Origin of the sequence: Micromonospora sp. DT62, assembly GCF_049847285.1 — a bacterium.
In the GTDB taxonomy this organism is placed as follows: domain Bacteria; phylum Actinomycetota; class Actinomycetes; order Mycobacteriales; family Micromonosporaceae; genus Micromonospora; species Micromonospora reichwaldensis.
Genome location: NZ_JBNCOB010000035.1, coordinates 38369 through 61378, shown reverse-complemented (window position 1 = coordinate 61378; position 23010 = coordinate 38369). Strand labels below are relative to the sequence as shown.

At 69.9% G+C, this 23010-nt stretch carries 19 protein-coding genes and 1 tRNA gene; 6 read left to right on the top strand and 14 right to left on the bottom strand.

The window, feature by feature from the left end; all coding sequences use genetic code 11:
- Positions 1-67: 67 nt before the first annotated feature.
- The gene (locus ACPXCB_RS29640) at positions 68-523 is read right to left on the bottom strand and encodes a GatB/YqeY domain-containing protein (protein ID WP_132238537.1); all 456 of its coding nucleotides are present in this window, start codon (positions 521-523) and stop codon (positions 68-70) included.
- A 25-nt stretch (positions 524-548) separates the two neighbouring features.
- On the opposite strand from ACPXCB_RS29640, the gene ACPXCB_RS29635 reads away from it, so the two are divergent.
- Positions 549-1442, top strand: coding sequence for a metallophosphoesterase (locus tag ACPXCB_RS29635; protein WP_425879245.1), 894 nt, complete (start codon positions 549-551; stop codon positions 1440-1442).
- A 350-nt stretch (positions 1443-1792) separates the two neighbouring features.
- Positions 1793-1866 (top strand) — tRNA-Pro (locus tag ACPXCB_RS29630).
- 78 nt (positions 1867-1944) lie between these two features.
- On the opposite strand, the gene ACPXCB_RS29625 is transcribed toward ACPXCB_RS29630, so the two are convergent.
- The 6 genes from ACPXCB_RS29625 to ACPXCB_RS29600 form a co-directional block, all read right to left on the bottom strand.
- Positions 1945-3162, bottom strand: a complete 1218-nt coding sequence (locus tag ACPXCB_RS29625; protein WP_425879244.1) for a tyrosine-type recombinase/integrase — start codon at positions 3160-3162, stop codon at positions 1945-1947.
- A complete protein-coding gene (locus tag ACPXCB_RS29620; RefSeq protein WP_425879242.1) occupies positions 3162-3359 on the bottom strand; it encodes an excisionase family DNA-binding protein in 198 nt (65 codons plus the stop codon). Before ACPXCB_RS29620 ends, ACPXCB_RS29625 begins: the two co-directional genes overlap by 1 nt.
- On the bottom strand, positions 3356-4918 hold the full coding sequence (locus ACPXCB_RS29615; RefSeq protein WP_425879240.1) for a replication initiator: 1563 nt from the start codon (positions 4916-4918) through the stop codon (positions 3356-3358). The genes ACPXCB_RS29620 and ACPXCB_RS29615 overlap by 4 nt, the downstream gene beginning before the upstream one ends.
- Positions 4919-6014: 1096 nt before the next feature.
- A complete protein-coding gene (locus ACPXCB_RS29610) occupies positions 6015-6476 on the bottom strand; it encodes a hypothetical protein (protein ID WP_425879238.1) in 462 nt (153 codons plus the stop codon).
- A 1348-nt stretch (positions 6477-7824) separates the two neighbouring features.
- Entirely contained in the window at positions 7825-8607 is a 783-nt protein-coding gene (uppS, locus tag ACPXCB_RS29605) for a polyprenyl diphosphate synthase (RefSeq protein WP_327029875.1), read from the bottom strand.
- Positions 8608-8878: 271 nt separating this feature from the next.
- Entirely contained in the window at positions 8879-9958 is a 1080-nt protein-coding gene (locus ACPXCB_RS29600) for a helix-turn-helix domain-containing protein (protein ID WP_425879236.1), read from the bottom strand.
- Between the two features lie 344 nt (positions 9959-10302).
- Between ACPXCB_RS29600 and ACPXCB_RS29595 the strand changes: the two genes are divergently transcribed.
- Entirely contained in the window at positions 10303-11502 is a 1200-nt protein-coding gene (locus ACPXCB_RS29595; RefSeq protein WP_425879234.1) for a helix-turn-helix domain-containing protein, read from the top strand.
- Between the two features lie 3 nt (positions 11503-11505).
- Positions 11506-11745 carry a hypothetical protein gene (locus ACPXCB_RS29590; RefSeq protein WP_425879232.1) on the top strand — a complete coding sequence of 80 codons (240 nt, stop codon included), beginning with the start codon at positions 11506-11508 and terminating at the stop codon, positions 11743-11745.
- A gap of 301 nt (positions 11746-12046) precedes the next feature.
- Here ACPXCB_RS29590 and ACPXCB_RS29585 read toward each other — a convergent pair whose 3' ends face one another.
- A complete protein-coding gene (locus ACPXCB_RS29585; protein ID WP_425879230.1) occupies positions 12047-13267 on the bottom strand; it encodes a cytochrome P450 in 1221 nt (406 codons plus the stop codon).
- A gap of 86 nt (positions 13268-13353) precedes the next feature.
- Here ACPXCB_RS29585 and ACPXCB_RS29580 point away from each other — a divergent pair, with 86 nt between their 5' ends.
- On the top strand, positions 13354-13656 hold the full coding sequence (locus ACPXCB_RS29580; RefSeq protein ID WP_425879229.1) for a hypothetical protein: 303 nt from the start codon (positions 13354-13356) through the stop codon (positions 13654-13656).
- Positions 13657-14082: 426 nt separating this feature from the next.
- Here ACPXCB_RS29580 and ACPXCB_RS29575 read toward each other — a convergent pair whose 3' ends face one another.
- The 3 genes from ACPXCB_RS29575 to ACPXCB_RS29565 form a co-directional block, all read right to left on the bottom strand.
- A complete protein-coding gene (locus ACPXCB_RS29575) occupies positions 14083-14580 on the bottom strand; it encodes a hypothetical protein (RefSeq protein WP_425879227.1) in 498 nt (165 codons plus the stop codon).
- A 434-nt stretch (positions 14581-15014) separates the two neighbouring features.
- Positions 15015-17393: a FlgD immunoglobulin-like domain containing protein gene (locus ACPXCB_RS29570; RefSeq protein ID WP_425879225.1), complete on the bottom strand. Its 2379-nt coding sequence runs from the start codon at positions 17391-17393 to the stop codon at positions 15015-15017.
- 223 nt (positions 17394-17616) lie between these two features.
- Positions 17617-18090 carry a hypothetical protein gene (locus ACPXCB_RS29565; protein ID WP_425879224.1) on the bottom strand — a complete coding sequence of 158 codons (474 nt, stop codon included), beginning with the start codon at positions 18088-18090 and terminating at the stop codon, positions 17617-17619.
- 132 nt (positions 18091-18222) lie between these two features.
- Here ACPXCB_RS29565 and ACPXCB_RS29560 point away from each other — a divergent pair, with 132 nt between their 5' ends.
- Complete coding sequence (locus ACPXCB_RS29560) at positions 18223-19506, top strand: MFS transporter (protein ID WP_425879222.1); 1284 nt, start codon at positions 18223-18225, stop codon at positions 19504-19506.
- Between the two features lie 105 nt (positions 19507-19611).
- Here ACPXCB_RS29560 and ACPXCB_RS29555 read toward each other — a convergent pair whose 3' ends face one another.
- From ACPXCB_RS29555 to ACPXCB_RS29545, 3 genes are all read right to left on the bottom strand, one after another.
- On the bottom strand, positions 19612-21318 hold the full coding sequence (locus ACPXCB_RS29555) for a bifunctional metallophosphatase/5'-nucleotidase (protein WP_425879221.1): 1707 nt from the start codon (positions 21316-21318) through the stop codon (positions 19612-19614).
- A 289-nt stretch (positions 21319-21607) separates the two neighbouring features.
- Positions 21608-22063, bottom strand: coding sequence for a lamin tail domain-containing protein (locus tag ACPXCB_RS29550; protein WP_151453575.1), 456 nt, complete (start codon positions 22061-22063; stop codon positions 21608-21610).
- 271 nt (positions 22064-22334) lie between these two features.
- Positions 22335-23006, bottom strand: a complete 672-nt coding sequence (locus ACPXCB_RS29545) for a histone deacetylase (RefSeq protein ID WP_425879220.1) — start codon at positions 23004-23006, stop codon at positions 22335-22337.
- Positions 23007-23010: the final 4 nt, after the last annotated feature.

Sequence of the window (23010 nt, the reverse complement as noted above, 5' to 3'; positions counted from 1 at the left end):
GAAGACACCACGGTCAGTCAGAGGCTGAGTCAGACCGACCGGGTGACCCGCTCCCACATCATCACTGTCAGAGGCCGAGCTGGCGGCGTACCTCGGCGGCGACGCGACCGCCCTCGGCCCGGCCGGCCACCGCCGCCTGGGCCGCCTTCATGGCCGGGCCCATCTGCGACTTGCCGGTGAAGCCGCCCGCGGCGAGCGCCCCCGCGACCAGCTCGGTCAGCTCGGCGTCGGGGAGCTGCTTCGGCAGGTAGCGCTCCAGCACCTCGCCCTCGGCGATCTCCTTCGTGGCCTGCTCGGTGCGGCCGGCGTCACCGAAGGCGGTGGCGGCCTCCCGGCGCTTCTTCGCCTCCTTGGTCAGCACCGCGAGCACCTCGTCGTCGGTGAGCTCGCGCTTGGCCTTGCCGGCGACCTCGGCGGTGCCGACGGCGGCCAGCGCCATCCGCAGCGTGGAGGTGGTCAGCTCGTCGCGCGCCTTCAGGGCGGCGCGCATGTCGGCGGTCAGACGGTCCTTCAGCGTGCTCATGGTCGGTGAAACTACCCTGAACGGCATGCGAAAGCGCACACTATTCCGGCTCGCGACCGGGACCGCCGCGCTCGGCGCGGCGACCCTGGCCTACGCGTCACTCGTCGAGCGCAACATGTTCACCCTGCGGCGGTACGACGTGCCGGTGCTGCCGGCCGACGCGGAGCCCCTGCGGGTCCTGCACCTGTCGGACCTGCACATGATGCCCGACCAGGGGCGTAAGCAGCGCTGGGTGGCGTCGCTGGCCGCCCTCGACCCCGACCTGGTCGTGGTCACCGGAGACAACATGGCGCACCCGGGCGCCGTGCCCGGCGTGCTGCACGCCCTCCAGCCGCTGCTCGACTTCCCGGGGGCCTTCGTCTTCGGCTCCAACGACTACACCGGGCCGGTCTGGAAGAACCCGTTCACCTACTTCCTGCCCAACCGCGAGTACACCGAGGGCGTCGAACTGCCGCACGAGGAACTGCGGGACGTCTTCGTCGGCGCCGGCTGGGCGGACCTGAACAACGCCCGCACCACCGTCAAGGCCGGCGGCCGGGTCGTCGAGCTGCTCGGCGTGGACGACCCGCACGTCGAACGGGACGACTACGACTCGGTCGCCGGGCCGGTGTCGCCCACCGCCGACCTGTCGATCGCGCTCACCCATTCCCCCGAGCCGGCCGTCCTCGACCGGATGGCCGCCGACGGCTTCGGGCTGATGCTCGCCGGGCACACCCACGGCGGTCAGGTCTGCGTACCGGGGGTGGGTGCGCTGGTCACCAACTGCGGCCTGCCCCGCTCCATGGCACGCGGCCTGCACCGCTGGCCCGGCTCCGACTCGTGGCTGCACGTCTCCGCCGGCCTCGGCACCCACCCGACCGCGCCGGTCCGGTTCGCCTGCCCGCCGGAGGCGAGCGTGCTCACCCTGATCCCCCGCTGACCCGTTCGCCCGTGCTCCGCCGGGCCGCCGCCCACGGCCCGGCGGCTCGGCGGCCCGGCGGCTCGGTGGCCCAGTGGCCCGGCGGCCCGGCGGCCCGGCGGCTCGGCGGCTCGGCCGGTTGACGAGCGAGGCGGGAACCGGCTACCGACGGGCAGCCGTGCAGGGTGAGCGTCGGATCCGCCCGGGGGACCTGGCTGTGTTCGCCCTGTCGAGCTGAGTCGTTCACGACATCAGACGCCAGGTGGGGTCGGCGCCCGGCGGGTACCGCACGGTTCGGGAGGACCCGCAGGGCGGTGGGGGTACCGAGTTGGACCACCGACGGGGGTGGGCTACTATTTGTCGGCACGCCTCGGGGTGTGGCGCAGCTTGGTAGCGCGCTTCGTTCGGGACGAAGAGGTCGTCGGTTCGAATCCGGCCACCCCGACCGAGGTCAGGGGCCACTCTCCATCGATGAGAGTGGCCCCTGACGCATTCGTACAGCAGTCGAGTACAGCAGCGGCGATCACCGCAGGCTCTCCCCCAGGCGCTTGAGAGCGTCGCGGGTGGCGTCCGAGGACGCCTGCGAGTAGATCTCCATCGTCACCGACACCTCCGCGTGCCGGAGCACCTGCATGATGACGCGCGGGTGCACGTCCAGGTCGACGAGCAGGGTCGCGCAGGTACGCCGGGCGTCGTGCACGGTGATCTTCCGAACTCCGGCGCGGGCACAGCGGGCGTCCCAGGAGCGGTTGAAGTTGCGCGGCTCCACGGGCGTGCCGTAGCGGGTGGTGAACAGCAGCCGGGAGCCCTGCCAGGCGATGCCCGCCTGATCGCGGTCGTTCTTCCTCGCCTGCTGGCGGAGGGCGATCGCCGCCGCGCAGATGTCCGGCAACGGGAGCGTGGCGTCCGAGGTCTGCGTCTTGGTCTCGCGGTGCAGCAGTTGACCGCCGACCCGCTGCAACTGCCAGCCGATCGACAACTCCCCCGCCGCCAGGTCGACGGCGTCCTTGGTGAGGCCGAGCACCTCGCCCTTACGCAGGCCGAGCACCAGGATCAGCACGTACGCGGCGTACAGCGGATCGCGGTCGGCTCGCGCGGACTCCAGGAAGCGACGCGCCTCGTCACTGCTCCACGCCCTACCCTTGCGGCGGCGGACCGGTGGGAGCTTGACCAGGGCGGCGGCGTTGCGGGTGACCAGTTCCTCTGTGGCGGCGTGGTTGAGCGCCGAGCGCAGCACACCCCGGATGTCCTTGACGGTACGGGCGGACGGCGTGTCAGCGCAGCACCGGCCGAGCGCGCAGCATCGCCGTCTCAGTTCGGGGCGGCGGGCGTCCTTGCCCTGGGCGCAGCACTGGCAGGCGCGGGCCACCTCGTTGATCCACGTCTGCACGTCGCGCACCTGGAGCCGGTCGAGCCGCTTCCCACCGAGGCCGGGAATCACGTACAACCGGAGGATCGTCTCGTACGTGGCGCAGGTCAGCGGCGCGAGGTTGGGTCGCACGACCTCGCGGTGCCAGTAGGTCAGATAGTCACCGAGGGTCGGAACCCGGGTGGCGACCGGCCCGGCCTTGGCCTGCTGGTGAAGCTTGATCCACTTGTCGTGGACGAGCTCGCGGGTCTGTCCGTAGACGTACTTGCGGGTGCGTTTGCCGTCGGGCTTGGTGACCCAGACGTACGCGGCGAAGCCGTTGCGGTACGGGAAGATCGAGCCTTCGCCGTTGGCTCGTGCGCGTGCGGGCATCAGGCCGCCTCCTGCCGCTCGACCTGATCGCGGACGTACTCGTCGACCCACTCGGGGAGGATGCGGCGGTACTTGCCGTCCTTGATGGAGCGCAGCTCACCGGTGGCGATCTTCATCTTGACCTTGGACAGGCCGAAGCCGAGCAGGACGGCGACCTCGTTGGGTGAGTACCAGCGCGGGGTGAGGTTTCTGGTCATGCCGCCACCCCCGACCACGCCTCGTGGGCGAGTTCTTCCCGACCGACGCGGCTGCGTTCCCGGTGTTGGGCGGCGGCGGTGTTGGCAAGCAGGGCGTCACCGTTGGTCAGCCAGCCGGAGCCGACGAAGGCCAGGGCGCCCACCGTGATCGTGTCGGCGGTGCTGTCCTTAGTGCGGCGGTAGTTGGTGCGAATGTCGCGGAGCATGCCGAAGGTGATCGAGTATCGGCGGGCTTTGGTGAGGAAGTGGCCGCCGTAGCCGAGCATGTGCGCCCAGCGCCGCAGCCCGCCGTAGGGGTTCGGTTCAGTGTCAAGGTGGCCTTGACGCTCGCCGGTCGGAGTGGCGGTGCTGCTGGTCGGGGTGTGGGTGGGGCGGCCGAGTCGCCAGCAGGCGTCGATGAGCCGGGCGAGGTGGTCGCCTTCCGGGTCGGCGTAGGCGTCGATGGTGTCGGGGGTGAGTCGGGTGGAGCAGTGGCCGGTGACCTCGGTGGACTTCGTCGCATACTTCGCCAGGTAGGCGTCGACCTTCCCGTCAGTCACGTCCCCGTCGCCGGTACCGATACGGCGTACGTCGACCTGCTCACCCCAGGCGACCTGCCAGCCGTGCGGCCGGTCGAGGTGCGGCGGGGTGGTGACGGTGATCTGCCGGGCGGCGGCGTGCACGGCGTCGGCGAGGTCGTCGGCGGTGATGCCGGCCGGTGGCGGGACGAGGGCGTGCCGGTCGTGCGGGTCGATGCCGTCGAGGCGGAGCAGGACGTGGAAGTGCACCGCGCCCCGGCGCTGCATCTCGGCGACCTTCCCGTGTGACACCCGCACCGGCGGCACACGACGGACCTTGCCGGAGTCGGTGACGACATGGACATGGCCGATGCCGCGTCGACGGGACAGAGCGGTGACGTGACGTTCGATGGCCTGCTTGGTCCGCCGCCACAACTCGCCAGAGAAGGCGTTCCACACGACCTGGTGGGCGTGGTCGTAGCAGTCCAGGCACAACGGCCGACCAAGCTGCGGATCATCGGCGTCATGGCGGGCGAAGCAGGCCGCGGGCTGCCCATGCGGGCAGGTACCGGCGGTGCGGCGAGCGTGACAGGGCGCCGGGCGGCAGTCACAGCGCCGCCGGTTGATGCAGGTGTGCCGGGGGATGTGCCGGTGATGGACCGGACCGAAGGACGGCGCGGTGAAGGTGGCGAAGACGACCGGATGCCGGGCGACGGTGGCGGGGACGGTCTTGCCGCCGGTCAGGCCGCAGCGGACGACCTGGAAGGCGTCGCCCGCGTAGACCCAGGCGCAGTCGGGGCACTGGGCGGCACGGCGGTTGCCGCACGCCTTGTACAGCGCCCGGTCAGGCAACTCGTCGGTGTGCCGCTCTCCAACCACCCGGCCAGTGCCGGGCTCGACGGCGGTGAGGGTGCCGGTCAGGCGGATCGGACGGGTGCAGCCGGCGGCGGCGCGGGTGTGCTCCAGCCAGCCGAAGAAGTCCGGGGTGCCGGCGCGATGTAGAGCCTGGGCGTCACGACCGGCGGCAAGGCCGGGGCAGTGCAGGGTGAGCAGGGTGGACACGGAATCTCTCCTCAGGGGGTGGCAGGGGACGGGTACGAACTGCCACCAGTCGCCGGAGCGGTGTCCGTCGGTGGTGTTCGTGGTGTCTCCTGGCACCGCCGGGGAGGGCGGCTGACGCCGGAGGGCGGAAACGTGGCCGAGCCACGGGCCGCCGATCGGGGAACGTCCTTCCGGTCCGGGAATCGTGGGTGTGATGCCGGGACGGGTGGGGTGCCTGGTCATCGGCATCCGGTGGGTTGCCGCAGGCGATCCCCACCCGTCGAGGTACGCGAATCCGGGCCACCGTGGACGGCAGGAAGGCCGTGCTGGGCCGCTCAGTGGATTCTGGAAACCGGCACAGTGGCCGGTGCGATCGAGTGCCGGTGGGATGTGACCCGCATCAGCGGCAGGAAGGCAGCTCGGCAACTCCGGAGTCGAGTTCAGCGATCCGGCAGGAAGGCCGCGCTGACGTGCTCGACGAGGACCACGGTATCACCGAGCACCGACACGTCAACCCGCTGTGACCCCGCGCCGGAGGCGATCCGGTCGGCTGCCGGCCCGTGTGGGAGGACTTTCTGTACATCTATCAAGGCGGCCCTGAACGGGCCGCACGCGCCGCCGCCTGGGCGCGTGTCCGTCGCTCCGCTGGCGCTCCACTCCGGTCACGCAGGACGCCCGGCGGCTGGCGCGGACAGCGGGTAGCCCGGTGGGCCGCCGCATGACGACAGGCCGTTTCCCGGTGGGGTGGTGGGGCCGGCAGCCGGCCGGCCGCGCGGAGAGCACCGCGCGGCGTAGGGGAGCGCACGCCGGGTCCGTCGGCGGCTGCCGGGCGGTGGCGGGGTGGCGGTTACTGCGCCTCCGGCGGGGGCGCTCCGGCTCCAGGATGGCCGGGGGTCCGTCGGCGGCTTGCGGTCCGTGGGTGGTTGCGGTGGGAGCCATCCCGCCCGCCGTCGACCCGGGCGAGCCGAGCAGACCACCGCCCGACCCGCCAGCGTCCGTACGGGTGTCAAGGTCCGCTTGACGTGGCGGGCCGGGCGGTGGCCCGCTCCCCAGGAGGGCGGGTCGACGGCAGACGGGATGGCGGGTTGCTCCAACCTTTGTGTTCCAACTCTGATCGCTAGCAATAAATTGACAAGATCTTTACTCTAGCGATCCCTGAAAACTTCAGCCACTTGCTCGTGCTGTAAGCCTGCCGGTTCTCGTTGTATATCGAGCCGTCTCCCTCGAATTGATAGGTGACCGAGCATCCTCCATAGACGCGGAAAGCGTCAGTGTCGTAGTAATACGAGTAGTTTATGGTGCTTGCCCCTACCGGAAGCTGGAAGTCAGCATTGTATGCGTACCTGTTGTCGGGGTTCTTTACGCACGGAAGAGAGTCACCGATGTAATAGGCGGGGGAGGAGTATGGGAAGCAGTTCGCTACCTTTATGGAGTGATTAGTTGAGCTTCTGTTGGTCACAACTCCGCCACAGCCGGGTGATCCGCAGGTGCCTGCGGCTGCCGGATCGGCCGCTAAGCCGATGGGGCCTGCGATGACCGCACTAGCCATAGTTGCATTAGCAACCAGCTTCTTTAGCATGATTTCCTCCTGGACCAAGAGTGAATGTTTGTGGTTCTGCGCCTTGCTCCCTTTCGAGTTGAATTCTTTCGCCTGGCGATAAGCCGCTGCTCGGTGGAGTGCCGATGGTCGGCAGTGATCCACGCTAGTCGATTATTGTGGCCGGGATAACGCTTGGAGTGGAACTTTCGTCAAGCGCAATAACTAGCGTTTTTGTCTGAAAGGCTACAGACGGATGGTTCTCAGGTTTGCTATGCGTTGGGGTGCTTGTTGTTCATTCGCAGGACCGGCGGGCCAGGGTGAAGGTGATTAACTCTTCACGCCAAAGCGGTAGGCGTGCCCTACGTGTGCCCGATGCAGGGGTCAACACCGGCGCGTAGCGGCATCCCGGCTGCGGCATTCTGGACGCTGCGTGCTCGCCTGTAAGGTCGGACGGCTACCCTCGGTGCAGATCAACGCGATTCCCAAGCTGAGCGTGCACACCTGCAAGGATCGCTACGTGACCAGCGAGGAAGTTCGGCCCTGTCCCGAGTGTAGGCATGCGCCGCAGGTCCACCCGAGGCCGGACGATCGGGACCTTTCCATCTGCGCGGCCTGTATCTACGAGGAGGATGAAGGGCTACGCGATGTCGAGGCCATGTGTACGAGGGTCTTTCCCGGCGATGCGGGTGAGTGACTAACCGGGTGACGACAGGCCCGGGCAACGGTGGACACCCACGGACAGTGACGGACCGTTCGGCCAGCTCAACCACGTTGGCAGCGCAGCTCACGAGCCGGTGATCGTTCTTTCACACCGAAGGCGTCATCTGCCGTGACTCACGCAGCCGTCCCCGTCGAAGTGCATATATCGAAGGTTGCGGGCCAGCTCGTTGACCGCCCGTTGGAGGGGCGTCTGACCATCAGCCTCGGGTAGGTAGGTCAGCCACCCTTCGCCGAGGGCCTCCTCCACGACTGCCTTTGCGTGACGCTCGATCCGTCGCGCGTACTCTGCGTCAAAATTCGGCCTGGTAGCCATCGGACTCTTCCCTAGCAGTTGGGTGACTAAGTGGGTGACGATCGCGGTGCACGCGGCCGGACACCTGTGGACAACGACGGACGCGAGCGCCAGCGTACGACGCGGAAAGTGGCAGGTAGCTGCGGCCCGATGGTTGCCTGGGGGTCAAGGACGTCCGGGGCACATGCGGGGCACAAGACAGCGTGAAACGTCGGTAAAGGGCGACGAACGACGTGAGTCAGAGATGGGCCGTGACCAGCTTGCCGACCATGCCACCGCAGGTCACGCGACCGCCCGTCTATGTTCCGCTTCAACGTCTGACGGTCGCCGGTCTTTGCGGTTTTGCCACGGAACCGGGAGCAGGGGATGTGGTTGTTACGCTCCGAATCGTCGACTGCGGGCCGAGTAGGAGCGCAGGGCGCGCAGGAAGTCGATCTTCCGGAAGCCGGGCCAGTACACGTCGCAGAAGTACAGTTCGGAGTAGGCGGCCTGCCAGAGCAGAAACCCGGACATGCGGCGTTCTCCGCTCGTGCGGATGACCAGATCAGGGTCGGGTTGGCCGCCGGTGTACAGGTGCGCCGCGAGAGCCTCGGCGGTTAGTCGCTGTGCGACGTCGTCGAGTGTGGCGCCCGCTCGTGCCTCCTGTTCCAACAGGGAACGAACTGCACTGACGATTTCCTCGCGGCCGTCGTAGCCGATGGCGACTGTGAGATGGAATTCGGCACCGCGTTCGCGGGTGGCGTCTTCCGCGAGTTTCAGGGCGTGGCGTGTCGAGTCGGGTAGGACGTCCGCGCGGCCGGCCAGGTGAAGCTGCCAGGGATTGGCCGGGCGGAGGAGCGGCTCCGCGACGACCTCCTCGATCATCCGCATCAGGTTCTCCACCTCTTCGGATGCCCGTTTACGCATGTTGTCGACGGAGGCGATGAACAGAGTGACGTGATGGATGCCCATGTCGGCACACCAGCCCAGTACCTCGTGGACGTGTTCCGCGCCGTACCGGTGGCCCACCCCGGGGTCATCGAAGCCCACCTGCCTGGCCCACCGGCGGTTCCCGTCCATCACCATTGCCACGTGCCGTGGCAGCGACTTCCCGGCCAGTTGGGCGCGGAGGCGGCGGGCGTAGAACCGGTAGGCGCCATGGCGTATGGGCTGCATCATGATCGAATGAAATCACCTCATCGGCGCTGGCGTTGGCCCGGCTGCTCAAACGTCAGGCGGACGGGGAATTGTGACCCTTGCCCGGGCTGGCTGTCGACAGCAACGGTGACAGCTACGAGTTGGAACAAAGGGGTCTGCTGCACCGGCAGGTGACCCCGTTGATCCGGGTGGGTACTGGCCGGCAAAGGACGCCGAGCGTCAGCTGGTCGAAGCACTAGTCGGCAACGATCGGCACGGGACGACGAGGTGTGTCCGGCTCCCCCAGCGGGGGTCAGGTTGGCTTGCGTGCTGCGCTCTCGACTTCTTGTAGGACCAGCCCCAGGGTCTGTGAGCGGCGGTCTGCTGGCAGTGTTGCCCAGGCTCGTCGGGCGTAGGCGAGCCCTCCGGACCGATCTCCGGACTTGGCCATCATGAGGGCGCGGTGCAGCTCGATATGGGTGGCGAACCGGGTCAGCGCTGGCGGTCGGAGTCTGTCGGCGTCGGTCTGGGCCTGTTCGCCGGGGCCGACCATGCCGAGTCGGGCGTAGAGCATCGACCGGAAGGTGGCCATTCGCCAGGCGGGTACGGCGGCGTCGGAGATTTCCCCGTCTGGTGAGGCGGTCTGGTCGAAGACCCGTCGTGCGTCCTCGTCAGCCGTGATGGCTCCGCCGATGTCGCCGCGTCCGGCGGCGACGTGTGCGCGGGCCATCAGTGCCTGGAGGCGTCCGAGCGACGGCCGGTCGGACAGGGCAATGGCTTCGTCGGCGTACCGCTTGGCGACGGGCAGGGCCGCGCCTTCGTAGGCCAGGGCGATGGCGGCTCGGCCGCGTACCCAGACCCGGACGGCGAGGTCGTCGGAGCGGTCGGCGGCGATCCGGGCGGTGTCGTACCAGCCGATCGCCTCGGTCGGGTCCTTGGTCGTCTTGCCGTAGGTGGTGAGCGCGCGGGCGGCGGTCGCCCACATGGTCGGGGAATCGAGCTGCTGTTGCAGGACGACGAGGTCACCGGCGAGCCTGGTCTGGAGGCTGTCGGCACCGATCTCCATGTAGTCACGGCCGTACTGGTCGACCCGGTCGCGCCAGCGGTCCTCGCTGTCCCGGTGGCCGGCGAGGGCGGCGGTGAAGCCGGATCGGATCAGCTCGTTGGCGGCGATCGGGCCGATTGTGGCGGCTTTGAGGAGGTGCCTTCGTCTCACGTCCGGGTCTCCCAACGCTCGCGCGTAGGCGAGCACGATGTCCGGCGTCGCGGTCCGGCGTCCCGCCTCGACGTTGCTCAGGTGCGATGCCGAGTAACAGGTGCGGGCCGCGATGGAGGCCAGCGTCACGCCGGCCTCAGTACGAGCCTGCCTCAGTTGTGCGCCGAGGTCATCCATCGGATCCCCCGTGAAAGGTCCTGAAAGCATCGAGGCGCTTCCGTCCGTAGTCGTGCGGTCACAGAGTAGTTCCCAGGCGCGGCCGGTGCGGTCGGTGTGAGAACCGGGCCTGGTCGCGTTGCCAGCCGGCGCGGCGGCATCGGTCCTTCCAAAAGCAGTGTCGCCGCGCCCCCTCTTCACGGCGGAGGCGAAAGTGAGCGGCGACGTTCCGGACCAACCCAGGGGCGAACAGATCCAGCAGGCGGAGCGGGAGGCGGCGCGACGGCGGATCCTCGCGCAGGCTCAGGCGGATCGAATACCGGCCGAGGAGACGACCCGGGCTGTACCGGAGCGGCGGTGGCGTCGTGGACAACAGTGAGTTGTTGCCGGTCGGTCGGCGGGTGGCGTACTGGCGGGGGCGGCGCAAGCTCTCGCAGCAGGTGTTGGCCGACCGCCTGGGCAAGTCGAAGAGTTGGGTGGACAAGGTCGAGCGGGGCGTCCGGTCGCTGGACAAGGTGTCGACCCTCCAGGACATCGCTGCCGTGCTGCGCATCGACACGGCCGTGCTGCTCGGCCGCGACGCCAAGCCGGCCGCAATGTCCGAGCGCCTCGAGAGTGTCGAGCGGGTTCGGGCGGCTCTGTCGACGTACGAGATCGCCTTGAAACGCCCGGCGGCTGACCGGGTGCTGCCGGTCGACCGGTTGATGCAGCAGGCCGGGCACGTGTGGACCACCTTCCAGCACGCCCGCTACCCGCAGGCGGTCGACCTGCTACCGCAGTTGTTGACCGACGTGCAGCGCGCCCATGCCCGCGATCCTGGCGCGGGGCGGGTGCCGCTGGTGGAGGCGTACCGGGTGACCGGGTCGTTGTTGGTGAAGCTCGGTGCCCCCGACGTGGCGTGGCTGGCGGTGGACCGGGCGATGATCGCCGCTACCGGTGACCGGGTCCTGGTGGCAGCGGCTGCGGTGCAGCTCGGGCAGGTGTTGCGTGCCTCGGGCCGGGCGCGGGTGGCGAAGTCGGTGATGCTGGCCGCCGCGTACCGCATCGCCCCGCCGGCGGTCGGGGTCGACGATGCGGGGAAGCTGTCGTTGTGCGGGACGCTGCTGGTGCAGGCCGCGTTGGCCGCCGCGCGGGACGGGGACGATCGTGCCGCCGTCGACCTGGTGGACGAGGCCGCCGAGATGGCGGCGCGGGTGGGGGACGGGCACGACCATTATCGGACCGGTTTCGGGCCGACGGCAGTGGAGCTGGCCCGGATCGCCGTCGCGGTGGAGCGTGGCGATGCGCAGGAAGCCGTGGCACGGCACGAGAGGGTGACCACGCGGGACGGGTGGCGGTGGCTGAGCGCCGAGCACCGCGCCGCGTACCTGAGCGATGTCGCCCGCGCGTACCTGCACGCCGACGACCCGGTCGGCGCCGGCCGGGTCCTGGTGGAGGCCGATCGAATCGCACCGGCCGAGATCCGGCAGCGGCCCGCCGGCCGCGACGTGCTCGCCCAAGTGGCCCAGGACTCCGCCGCTCCGACGACGCTTACCCACCTCGCCGCGGCCATCGGGGTGGGCTGAGCGGTGACCGCACCGTTCCTGTCTCTGGCCCAGATCCGCAATCGGCTGGTCCTCACCGCCCGCGCCATCCTCCGCCAGCACCGATCCGGACCCGACGGACGCTGCCCGACCTGCCGGACCGCAGGCTGCCCGGTGGCGACCGCCGTCAGCGAGGTCCTGCGCACCGCCGAGGAAGTACAGCAGCGGACTACAGCAACCGAGCCGACCGCGCCCGACCAGGACGAACCTCAACAGGCCGGATGACCTCGGACGACACCCGATCCGCCCGGCCTGCAGCCAGTTCGGGACGAAGAGGTCGTCGGTTCGAATCCGGCCACCCCGACCAGGTGAGAGGGGCACATGCTATCGAAGGATGTGTCCTCTAGTGCTTCCTGGGCCCGTCTGGTCACCACCGAAGGGCTCGGTCACCACCGCATCATGTCCGCGCCGGAGGTGGTCCGCCAGGTGATCGATTTCGTGACCGGCGCCGACTCCGGACCGCGCTGACCGTACGTGGGAGACGGAGCGGCCAGCCGATCCCGGCCGGCCGCTCCGTCTCACCGGTTCACCAGGTGACCGGCAATTCGTGAACGCCGAAAAAAGTGCTCTCGTGCTTGTACGACAGCTCCTCGAGCGGCACGGTGCAGCGCAGGTCGGGGAACCGCCGGAACAGGGTCTCGAAGACGATCTCCAGCTCCGCATTGGCGATGTTCTGGCCGATGCACTGGTGGATGCCGTAGCCGTACGCCATGTGCCCGCGCGTCGAGCGATGAATGTCGAAGGTGTCCGGGTCCTCGAAGAAGTCCTTGTCGTGGTTGGCCGAGGCGGCGAGGAGATACAGACCCTCACCGGCCGCGATCCGTTGTCCCGCGATCTCGACGTCCTCCTTGGCGATCCGGGGCAGAACCAGATCGCCGACGCTGAGGTAGCGGAGCAACTCCTCGACAGCCTTGGGCCACAGGGCCGGGTCGGCTTTCAGTTCGGCGAGCGTACCGGGGTGTTCCAGCAGGACCAGCGTGCCGAGGGCGATCATGCTGGCGGTCGACTCGTGTGATGCGTTCAGCACGCTCTGGGCCGCGCCGGCGAGCTCGGAATCCGCCAGCTCGAGTTCGGCCGGTGCGTGCGCGAGTTTGGTGAGGATGTCGTCGCCCGGGTTACGGCGTTTCTCGTCCAACAGGGCGAGCATGCGGGTGCGCATCTCCATCACGGCGGTCCGGAGGTCGTTCATCGGGACGCTGCGCTCGAGCAGGACATTCGCGCGGGTCTGGAAGAAGTGGTGCTCGGACTCCGGCACACCGAGAAGTTCGCAGGTGAGCACCGCCGGCACCCGTAGCGCCACCAGGTTCACGAGGTCGGCGGGCTGGCCACTGTCCCGCATGACGTCCAGCGCTTCGTCCACCATCCGCTGGATCCGCGGGCGCAGGGTGCGGATCTTGCGCATCGTGAAGTCGGGCACCAGCAGTTTGCGGTACACGTCGTGCTCGGGCGGGTCCATCCGGACGAACGACGAACGCCGTCCTTGCGGGTCCACCCTGGAACCGCCGGCCAGGGGGATGCCCGCGATGGCGCTGTCGCTGCTGATCCGGGGGTCGGTGAGCGCGGCCTGGACGTCGGCGTACCGCGAGACCAGCCAGACGGTGCTGCCGTCGCGAAGCATGGCCCGGGACACCGGTTCCGTCGCGCGCAGCGTCTCGTACTCCGGGGGCGGGTTGAAGGGGCACCCGGAGCGGCGCATCGGGAACGACGGCGGATTGTCGGCCTTGCCGGCCGGCACGGTGGAGCCCAACCTTGCCATGCTGACTCCTATTCGCAGGTGACCGCGATGTGGGGTGATATCGTCTGTTGCCGCGCTGACGAAACGTACGAGCCGCCGTGGAACAAGCCGGTAATCACCGGGTAAGCGGCATGGATCAGCGAATGCGGCCGCCACCGGATTTCCCGACAGGGGTCCGTGAGAGGTGGGAGCCGCTCCCCCGATTGATTACCGTCGAATGGCAAGGCGTCGAGATCCTGTTTCCGGACGTCATCGCGCCAGAACTGTCGAGAAGAGGCATGGCGATGGGTCATCTCGCAGACGACAACATCGTGGATGTCGAACGCCAGACGGGCGCCGATCCCGCGGACGACGGCCTGATCGCCTTCCGCTGGACGATGCGTATCCGGATCGCCGAATAGCGGCCGCGCGCATTTCCGACGCCTGCTCGTGTCCTATGACCCTCGTCATGCGTTGATCGGGATGCCGTCGAAGACGAGCTACGTCGCGCACGAATGCCGCAGGTCGTGGAATCGGAGCCGAGTGGCAGACGGGCGCGCTGCAGAAACGGCTTCAGATCGAGCCCGGACGTCTCCCGCTTGAGCAACAATGGCCCGGACGACGAAGATCAGACCGTCGGTGCCCGTTTCGAAGGACAGCCGGTGGTCGGTCAGCGTCTGGACGAGAAGGGGCAGCGGCACGGATCGGCCGTTCGTGACTGTAGGTACGGCTTGAGCATGACGCGACCAGACACCTCCTCAGCGCCCGCACACAAGAGGACGGTCGGCGGCCAAGTCGACGGAGTCCCAGCGGAGCCCGGCGCACGCTCCCCAGCGCTGGCACTGAATCTATCCGGACGACGAAACGAGGTTCACCACGTAGGTTACGATGATCTTGGCCCAGAATCCGCCACCGAATACGACATTGTAATCGCAGGAAACCACGTTCAGGCCGTCGATCTCGTCAAATCGCAGCTTACGGTTGAAGCTTCCTTGGTAGCGCTCGTCGGGATGAACTTGACCCAGGAGGACCACGTCCTGCGTCAAGTCGCTTGCAAATATCAGCATCTGATTGAGCTGCCCTTCGGCCTCCCGCTCAAAATGGGAAACCGTCAGTCGCTTCGTAGTATTGTAGGTGAGGCTCTCGCCAGGCGCGATATGCACTGCCCCGTTCGGATGCATCGGCTGCTGAGACCGCGGCCTCCAGTACAGGAGCTCCGATTGGAACACTTGCTCATCGTCCACGGCCCGGACCGTTCTGGCGCTTATCGCACCGTGCGGTGACACAACATTGTCGCCCGCATTGCGCATAGCCGCCAAAGTGACGTCGATCGTCTTGGTTGCCACGGCTCCTCCCTTCGTGCTTCCCGTCTCGCAGCAAACATGACTGGGTGACGCGTAGGCCCTGCCGGCAGCGGGATTCAGGGGTAGATTGTCGCGTTCGCCATCAGTATGCCCCGCTGCGGCTGCGGCAGGATCGGCTCTCAGAAATCTGCTGACCGCGGTTCGCGGGCTTCCGTCAGCACAAAAGGTCACACGGGGCCGGGCGGCGGTTGGGGAGCGTTGCCGGTCGTGATGGATCCGGCATCCCTGGTCGGTGGATCTTGACCCTACGGTCGGACGCGGTCATGGAGTTGGCGGCTGACGCGTACAGCGAAGCGGACGGTCATCTGCTGTTCGACGTGCTGGTCGATGCCTGCGCCGATGAACAGGATCAGATGGTGATCGACTGACGACGAGACCCTGGTGCTGGCCCAGCGCTTCCGACTGGTGCACAGCCGTCAGGAACACCCCACGGCCTTTCGCAACCGGCCCCCGATGTGGCACTCGTTGCGGAGATCCAGCGTGCCGGAGCGGGTGAGCACCGCGCCCTTCCCATCGGCCGGCGTGGCGGTCAACGTCCAGCTGTACGCGCCGTCGGCTACCGGTCGACGCAGGCGGTCCTGCCCGTTCCAGGACGTGGTCACGAGGCCGCGGGCCAGGCCGCCGGAGATGGTGCTGACGGTGGCGCCGGTGGCCGGGTTCGTGATCACGAGCGTCCAGGAGGCGGCCGGCTTGGACAGCCACCACTTCGGCTTCCAGTGCCCGGTGGTTCCCTTGATCCGGGCCGACGGGGCGACTGCGGCGTCGAGTTGGACGAGGGGCGAGACCGGAACGCCGCTGGACACCAGACGGATGCCGTTGTCGGCGCCGAGGTGGGCGATGGTCCCGGTGTACGGGTCGACGTCCCAGGGACGCCACGACCGGAATTCCCCGAGGGTGTGCGGCACGGGCGTGCCGCTGCGAACATCGGTGACCCGGAGCTGGCCGTCCACCTCGGACGCTACGAAGCCGTCACCGAGCTTCGCCGGCGACCAGCCGGATCCGGAGACGAGGGTCAGGTTCGCCTTCGTGACGGTGTCGTACACGCCCTGGCCCTCCGCCGAGCCCAGGCAGGTCCAGAGCAGCCACCGGCCGACGGCCTGGAGATCCTCCAGGAGACAGCCGCGGCCGAACCACACCTCGGCGCCCCGCTGCCCGGTCAGGACGTCGATGGGGGCCACGGCGTCGTTGCCGTTCCGCACCCACAGGGTGGTGCCCCACATCGCCGCGACGCCGGCAGTCGTGGTGAACACCGTCTGCCGGGTGTCCAGGTCGACGACCCGGGTCTCCAGCACGCCCCCGCCCGGCCCGGTGGGCGCGGGCTCCGGCGTCCCCGTTCCGGTGTCGGCGTACGCCCGCAGGGCGACGAACCGGCCGCTGGCGGCGGCCACCGTCTCGTAGGTGCGGGAGCTGTCGATCGGGGTGCCCGGCAGGGACTGGGTCGGCTCCAGGAGGTGCGGCTGCGGGGATCCGGTGACGCCCGAGACGACGGTCCGACCGTCACCGGTGGGGTGTCGCCTGATGCACACCGGGAAGGCGCAGCCGTCGTACGCGGCGCCGCGGGCGAGGCGTGCCCCCACGGTGAGGGATCCGGTCACACCGACGTCCCGGGTGAAGACGTGTCGCCTGTCGATCGAGGGGTCGTACTCCAGGGTGTCCAGCCGTCCCTGGGTCAGGGTCAGCTCGTCCACCGTCTTCTGGAGTTGCTGCGGGGACGCCTCGGCGATCCTGCGGACGGTCACCTCGCCACCGTCGGTGGCCTCGATGAGGGAGACCCCCCACTGGTCCCAGTCGGGGCCGGGGCCGCCCGGCACCAGGAGCCCGCCGTCCGGGGTCGGCACGCCACGGCCGGCGGACCGGGCCAGCAGCGTCTTCACTGTGGAGCCGTCGGGGGCGAGCGCCTCGACCCGCCACACCGGCAGGTCGTAGGCGTGGCGGCCAAGGGAGGGGTCGTACCGGGCCACGACGACTGTCCCGCCGACCATGCCGAGCAGTTGGGCGTCGCCGACCAGCGGTACCGTTCGCGGAGCCGCGGTCAGGTCGTCGCGCGAGTGGATGGCGACGGCCCGGTCCTCCCACCGCCAGAACAGCAGGTGGGTGGCGGTGAGCACGACCTGGCCGTCGGTCTGGCTACCGCGGTGCGGCAGCGGGACCAACCGGCCCTGGTCGACGTCGAGCCAGCCGGTGTGCCCGCCGTCGGCCGTCCGGTACCGGACGACCTGCCCGTGCGCGTCGCCCAGCGGATCGTTGGTCTCGAACGTGACGATGATTCCGTCGGGGACGTCCTGGACGGTGCGCTGCGTGACGGAGCCGCCGTCACGGGAGTCGAGCAGGTGCCACGTGATGTCGGCGCCGCCGGAGCTTCCCGTCGTCGTCACGACCGTCCAGCCGAGCGTGCTGAAGTACTGGTGGCCCGCGGGCAGCACGACCGTACGGGACGCACCGGCCGACATGTCCCGCAGCCGCACGGTCCTGGCGGTGTCGTCGTACCGCGCGACGACGTCGGAGCCCGCACCGAAGTCCGGCATGGTGTGAACGTCCGTGGCGGACGCGTCGACGACCGCGTCCGTGCCTGCGTAGCTCGTCCACAGGTGACCGCGCGCATGCTCGTAGCGGAGGAATCCCGAGGGCCCCGCGCTCAGCAGGGCTGTCCGAGGTCGGAGGACGGTGGGGGCGGGGATCACCGCCTCTGCCGTGGCTGCCTCCGCTCCGGCGATCGTCGGCGGAACCAGCCCCATGGCGAGTGTGAACGACATGGTGGCGGCGATGCCGCCGCGAAGGAGCGCACGTCTGGCCACGCTGGTCCTCCCTGCGTCGCAGAAGATGAGGGCTTCGAGGGCTTTCTGCGGTGGGACCGTGCGGCGCGGGCGGACCGCCGTCGTGCCGACGTTTGAGAGCTCACAGCGAAGCGGCGGGAGCTTAACAGTTTCCGCCCCGCTTGTGGTGCCGGGCATCCTGGACGGGCTTGCTCTTCCTGTCCCGGACAACCGACATCAGGCACATGTCATGGTGGCGACACGGTCAGTCCTGCTGTTCGGTGCGGGCGATCTCGGCGAACGCGGCGGTCAGGTAGCCCTCGACGGGCCGGCCGGTGACGGCGAGCAGGTCGGCGACGAGCAGCGGCGCGTGCTGCGCCACGGCGGGCGGGTCCGGCGGCGACTCGTCGCCGTCGGGGTCGTAGACGCCGAGGGCGCCCGCCAACAGGACGAGGACCACGTGCGGGTCGACGTCGGGCCGCCACTGCGCGGCGTCGCGGACGCAGCCTTCGAGCACCTGACGGACGTCGTCGCCGTCGAGGCCGTCGGGGTGGGTCTCCTCCAGCAGCAGCCGGACCACCGCGCCGAGCACCAGGCCGGACCGTTCGGCCGCCGCGAGCCGGGCCACCGCGACGTCGTACGCCTCGGGGGCGCGCTCGCGGGCGGCGGCGACCGCGTCGGTGGTGGCGGCGGCGATCTCGCGGGCCGGTGCGGGCAGGTGTCGCCAGGTGGTGGTCATCGCGACCAGGATCGCAGAGAGGTACGACGCCCCGCCGACGCGCCTGTGGTGTGACCCCGCGCACACGGTGAACGGGTAACTCGGCGCGGAAAGGTCTCGCGCTGTGTCACACCCAGCACACAGAATCGGGGGATGCTCAGTCGCGCCCTGCCCCGCCGTTATGAAGCTCAGCGGATGCTCGTCGGCACGCTGTTGTCGGCGATCGGGCGCGGCCTCACCCTGCCGTTTTTGTTCATCTACCTGACCGACGTGCGGGGTCTCACCGACACCCGCGCCGGCCTGGTGATCGGCTGGTACGGCGTGATCACCCTGGCGCTCTCGCCGATCGGCGGCGCGCTCATCGACCGGTTCGGCGCGCGCCGGATCCTGCTGTCGGGCCTGCTGATCGAGGCGGTCGGCACCGGGTCGCTGGCGCTGGTCGACTCGAGCGCCTCGGCGTTCGGGGTGATGACGCTGGTGGCGATGGGCAGCTCGGTCATCTGGCCGGGGCAGAACACGATCCTCGCCTCGCTCACCGACGCCGACGAGCGGCAGCGGGTCTTCGGGCTGAGCTTCGCCCTGCTCAACCTCGGCATCGGCGTCGGCGGCCTGACCTCCGGCGCGATCGTCGACACCGCCCGCGAGGTCACCTTCCAGGCGATCTACGTGCTCGACGCGATCAGCTACCTGATGCCCGCGCTGATCCTGCTGACGCTGCCGCACGTGGGCCACCGGCTCGCCGCCGGGCCGGCCGGGGAGCGGACGTCGGCCGGCGGCTACCTCACCGTGCTGCGCGACCGTCCGTTCCGGCGGCTCGTCATCTTCGGCCTCGTACTGACCACCTGCGGCTACGCGCAGATCGAGGTCGGCTTCACCGCCTACGCCGTGCGGGTGGCCGAGGTGACGCCGCGCGTGGTCGCCTGGGCGCTGGCCGGCAACACGGTGATGATCGTGCTCTCTCAGCTGCTGGTCCTGCGGCGGATGGAGGGGCGCAGCCGGACGGGCGGGCTGGCGGTCGTGGGCGGGGTCTTCGCGATCGCCTGGCTGGTCCTGGGGGCCGGGGGTGTGGTCGGACCGGGCAACGCGCTGCTTGCCGCCCTCTGCGTCGTGGCCTGCTCGGCGATCTTCGGCTTCGGCGAGACCCTGCTGTCGCCGGTGATGCCGGCGCTGACGAACGCGCTCGCCACGGACGCGCTGCGCGGCCGGTACAACGCCATGAGCTCGATGATCTTCGGCATCAGCGGCGTGATCGGCCCCGTCACGGCGGGCCCACTGCTCGGTGCGGCCAACGGCCGGATCTGGGTCGCGGTCGTCGTCAGCGGCTGCCTGGTGGCCTCGCTCATCGCGCTCTCCCTGCGCCGGCTGCTCACGCCGGCCCAGGACGGCCGCGTGCCGGCCGCCCCGCCGGCCACCGAACCGGCCCCCGTGCAGGCCTGACCGCCCCGCCCCGCCGCGCACGAGGACCGCGGACGGCGGACGGCGACGGGCCCCGGAATCCGCAAGGGATGCTCCGGGGCCCGTCGGGTGTGCGTACCGCTGCCGTCAGGCGGTGGGAACCTCCGCGGTGGTGCGGATGCGGTCCAGGGCCGGCGCCGAGACCGGGGACTCGGCGGTCAGGTAGGCCACGAACGCGTCCAGGTCGATCATGCCGGTGACCGCGTTGGTGCCGCCGGTGAGGACGGTGAAGCCGTCGCCGCCGCCGGAGAGGAAGTTGTTCACCGTCACCCGGTACGTGGCGTCGGCGGTGACCGCCACCCCGCCGAGGGTGAGGCTGCCCCGGACGACCCGGGTGCCCGTGCAGGCGTCGGCAACGGTGCCGGTGGTGCCGGCCGGGTCGACGACGTACCGGACGGTCGACGACGGGTAGAGCGTCCGGCCGGTGACGAACTGCTGCTCCAGCATGCAGTAGAGCTGCGCGCCGGTGAGGTCGAGCGTCACGAGGTTGTTGCCGAACGGCTGCACCGTGAACGCCTCCTCGTAGGTGACCGGGCCGGCGTCGACGTCGGCGCGTACGCCACCGGGGTTCATGAAGGCGGCGACGGCGCCCTGCTCGTCGTCGGTGGCGGCGAGCTGCGCGTCGGCGATCACGTTGCCCAGCGGGGACTCGCCCAGGGTCGTACCGAAGAGGGTCTCCTGGGTCTTCTTGATCTCCTCGGTGGTCTGGCCGACCTCGCGGCCGGCGACCGGGCCGAGCACCGTCTTGTAGCGGTTGATCAGCGCGGTCTGCGCCGGGTCCTTGGGGAGGTCCCGGGTGACCACCACGTTCTCGGCCTTGGCGCTGATCACGTCGCCGGTGCGCCGGTCGATGGAGAGGTCGATGTCGGTGACCAGGCGGCCGAAGGAGCTGGCGCTGGTGACCAGCTTGCCGGCGATGTCGCAGTTGTACGCCTGGTGGGTGTGGCCGCTGACGACCACGTCGATGGACGGGTCCATCCGGTTGGCGATGTCCACGATGGGGCCGGAGATGCCCTTGCAGTCGTTGATGCCGCCGGTCGCGTCCTGGGTGCCGCCCTCGTGCAGCAGCACGACGATGGTCTCGACGCCCTGGCGGCGCAGCTCGCGGGCGTACCGGTTGGCGGTCTGCGCCTCGTCGGCGAAGGTCAGGCCGGCGACGCCCTGCTGGCTGACGATCCGCGGGGTGCCCTCCAGCGTCATGCCGATGAAGCCGACCTTGACGCCCTGCACCTTGTGGATGGCGTACGGGGCCAGCAGCGGCTGGCCGGTCGCGGTCTTGAACGCGTTCGCGGAGAGGTACTGGAAGCCGGCGCCCTCGTACGGGGTGCCGTCGACGCAGCCGTCGACCGGGTGGCAGCCGCCGTTCTGGATGCGCAGCAGCTCGTCGGCGCCCTCGTCGAACTCGTGGTTGCCGACGCTGGCGTAGTCGAGCCCGGCCAGCGAGAGCGCCTCGATGGTCGGTTCGTCGTGGAACGCGGCGGAGAGCAGCGGGGAGGCGCCGATCAGGTCGCCGGCCGCCACGGTGATCGTGTTCTGCTTCTTGGCGTGCCTGCGCAGCTCGGCGAGCTGGGTGGCGAGGTGTTCGGCCCCGCCGGCGGGCTGCCCGGCGATGGAGCCGCTGGAGCCGGACGGCGGTTCGAGGTTGCCGTGGAAGTCGTTGAGGGCGAGCAGCTTGACGGCGACCGGCTTCGGGCCGGCGTCCGCCTGGTCGGGGGTGGTCGTGACCGCACCGAAGGCGGTCACGGCGAGCGCGGTCAGGCCGATGGCGGCCCGGCGCATCCCGGGGTTGGACATGGAACTCCTCGTGGGAAGCCGGCGCGGGCACCCGGGTGACGGTCCACCCCGGGGGCGGGCCGCGCCGTCGACAGGTTCGGTCGCGGTGGCGACGGTGGCCGAGCGCCGCCGCGTCGCGGACAGCCTCTCATCGTCGCCCGCTCCGGTCGACCGGGGCGGGGGCGCAGACCTGCGCAAACTCGCGGCCGGCGACCATCCGGACGGGCGTTTCCGACATGCCCGGCAGCGTGGCCGCCGGCCCGGCGGAGGGGTGCCGCCGGCCCCGGGTGCCCGGGGCCGGCCGCCCGCCTCAGCAGTACGTGTAGCTGCCCTTGCTCCCCCACGAGCAGGAGTCGATCAGGGTGCCGGACGAGTTGCGCAGGGACGCCTTGTCCCCGGTGTTGTTCCAGATGTAGGCGCCCGAGCCCCAGTAACGGTGGGTCGAGCTGTTGGTGCCCTTCCCGGTGTGCACGAAGACGCTGGCGCCCGGGGCCAGGCGGAAGTCGCCGGAGAACTTGTAGACGTGGTTGGACTGGTCGCGCAGCGTCCAGTACTTCAGGTTGACGGTGGTGGAGCGCCGGTTGGTCAGCCGGACGTACTCGGCGTTCAGGCTGGAGTTCGAGCGGTTGTCGGCACCCGGCGAGTTGTAGTAGGCCTTGGTGATCTGGACGGCCGGGGTGGCGGCCTGGGCCGGGCCGGCGGTGGTCAGCGACACGCCCACCGTGACGGCGAGCGCCACCGCGAGACCGATCAGCCTTCTCCTCATGCAATTCCCCCACACACAGACGGCCGGTCGTGGAGCCGGCGGATGAGCCGTACCCACGCACGGCCGGCCGAGGTTATCGATCTCCGGTGGTGACTGTGGACGGTGAAACGGCCGCCCCGGGCGATTGCGTCCGCCCGGTTGACCCGCTGCCGGCCGGCGGGACGTACGTCGCTCGTCCGACCGACCGCCGGGGTCACCGGGCGGCGGGACGACGGCACCGAGCGTGCCGCCCCCGCCCGCGTTCGGTGTCGGGATCCGTACGGTGCGTCGGTCAGCCCGGCACCTGGCGCCGGTCCGTGGTCAGCCCGGCACCCTCGCGCCGGTCCGTCCCGGTGAGCAGCGCCGCGACGGCCGCGGCGTCCCAGGCGCCGGCGACCCCCGGCCGGGCCAGCAGGTAGCGGGCGATCCGGTCGGCGTCCCAGCCGTGCGACTCGCGCAGGCCACGGGCGATCATGTCGAGGTAGGCCGGGGCGGGGGCCCGCCACGGCACCTCGGACGCCGCCCACGGGGCGGTGAAGGTCAGCAGCGGAAGCCCGTCGAGCCGGCCGGGGCAGAGCAGGGTCTCGTACCGGCCGGGGCCGAGGGTGGCCCTCCCGGTGGCGACGGCCTCGGCGATCAGGCCGGCGTCGGCGCCGGGTTCCCGGTACATCTCCTGGGCGGCCACGTCGGCGAACTGCCCGACGTCGAGCAGGTAGGCCCGGGCCGCCGCCTCGCCGGGGAGCGCCGGGTCGTAGAACGCCATCCCGCCGGTCCACGCCCGCGACTCGCCGGCGAAGTAGACGCCGCCGGGCAGCGACACCGGCACCGTACGCCTGGGGGGTCGCGGGTCCCGGCAGCCCGGATACGTCCGCCGCCCGCCGGGCGGGCAGCCTCCCGCCAGGTAGAAGCCGAGCCGGGCGGCGTGCATGTTCGACCCGTACGCGACGTACCAGACCTCGCCCACCGCG

Bases quoted from the DNA above. Each gene is read 5' to 3' on its own strand.
- ACPXCB_RS29550 (WP_151453575.1), bottom strand. From the start codon at position 22,063: ATGAGGAGAAGGCTGATCGGTCTCGCGGTGGCGCTCGCCGTCACGGTG.
- ACPXCB_RS29640 (WP_132238537.1), bottom strand. From the start codon at position 523: ATGAGCACGCTGAAGGACCGTCTGACCGCCGACATGCGCGCCGCCCTG.
- ACPXCB_RS29560 (WP_425879222.1), top strand. From the start codon at position 18,223: ATGCTCAGTCGCGCCCTGCCCCGCCGTTATGAAGCTCAGCGGATGCTC.
- ACPXCB_RS29600 (WP_425879236.1), bottom strand. From the start codon at position 9,958: ATGGATGACCTCGGCGCACAACTGAGGCAGGCTCGTACTGAGGCCGGC.
- ACPXCB_RS29565 (WP_425879224.1), bottom strand. From the start codon at position 18,090: ATGACCACCACCTGGCGACACCTGCCCGCACCGGCCCGCGAGATCGCC.
- ACPXCB_RS29620 (WP_425879242.1), bottom strand. From the start codon at position 3,359: ATGACCAGAAACCTCACCCCGCGCTGGTACTCACCCAACGAGGTCGCC.
- ACPXCB_RS29610 (WP_425879238.1), bottom strand. From the start codon at position 6,476: ATGCTAAAGAAGCTGGTTGCTAATGCAACTATGGCTAGTGCGGTCATC.
- uppS (WP_327029875.1), bottom strand. From the start codon at position 8,607: ATGATGCAGCCCATACGCCATGGCGCCTACCGGTTCTACGCCCGCCGC.
- ACPXCB_RS29625 (WP_425879244.1), bottom strand. From the start codon at position 3,162: ATGCCCGCACGCGCACGAGCCAACGGCGAAGGCTCGATCTTCCCGTAC.
- ACPXCB_RS29555 (WP_425879221.1), bottom strand. From the start codon at position 21,318: ATGTCCAACCCCGGGATGCGCCGGGCCGCCATCGGCCTGACCGCGCTC.
- ACPXCB_RS29635 (WP_425879245.1), top strand. From the start codon at position 549: ATGCGAAAGCGCACACTATTCCGGCTCGCGACCGGGACCGCCGCGCTC.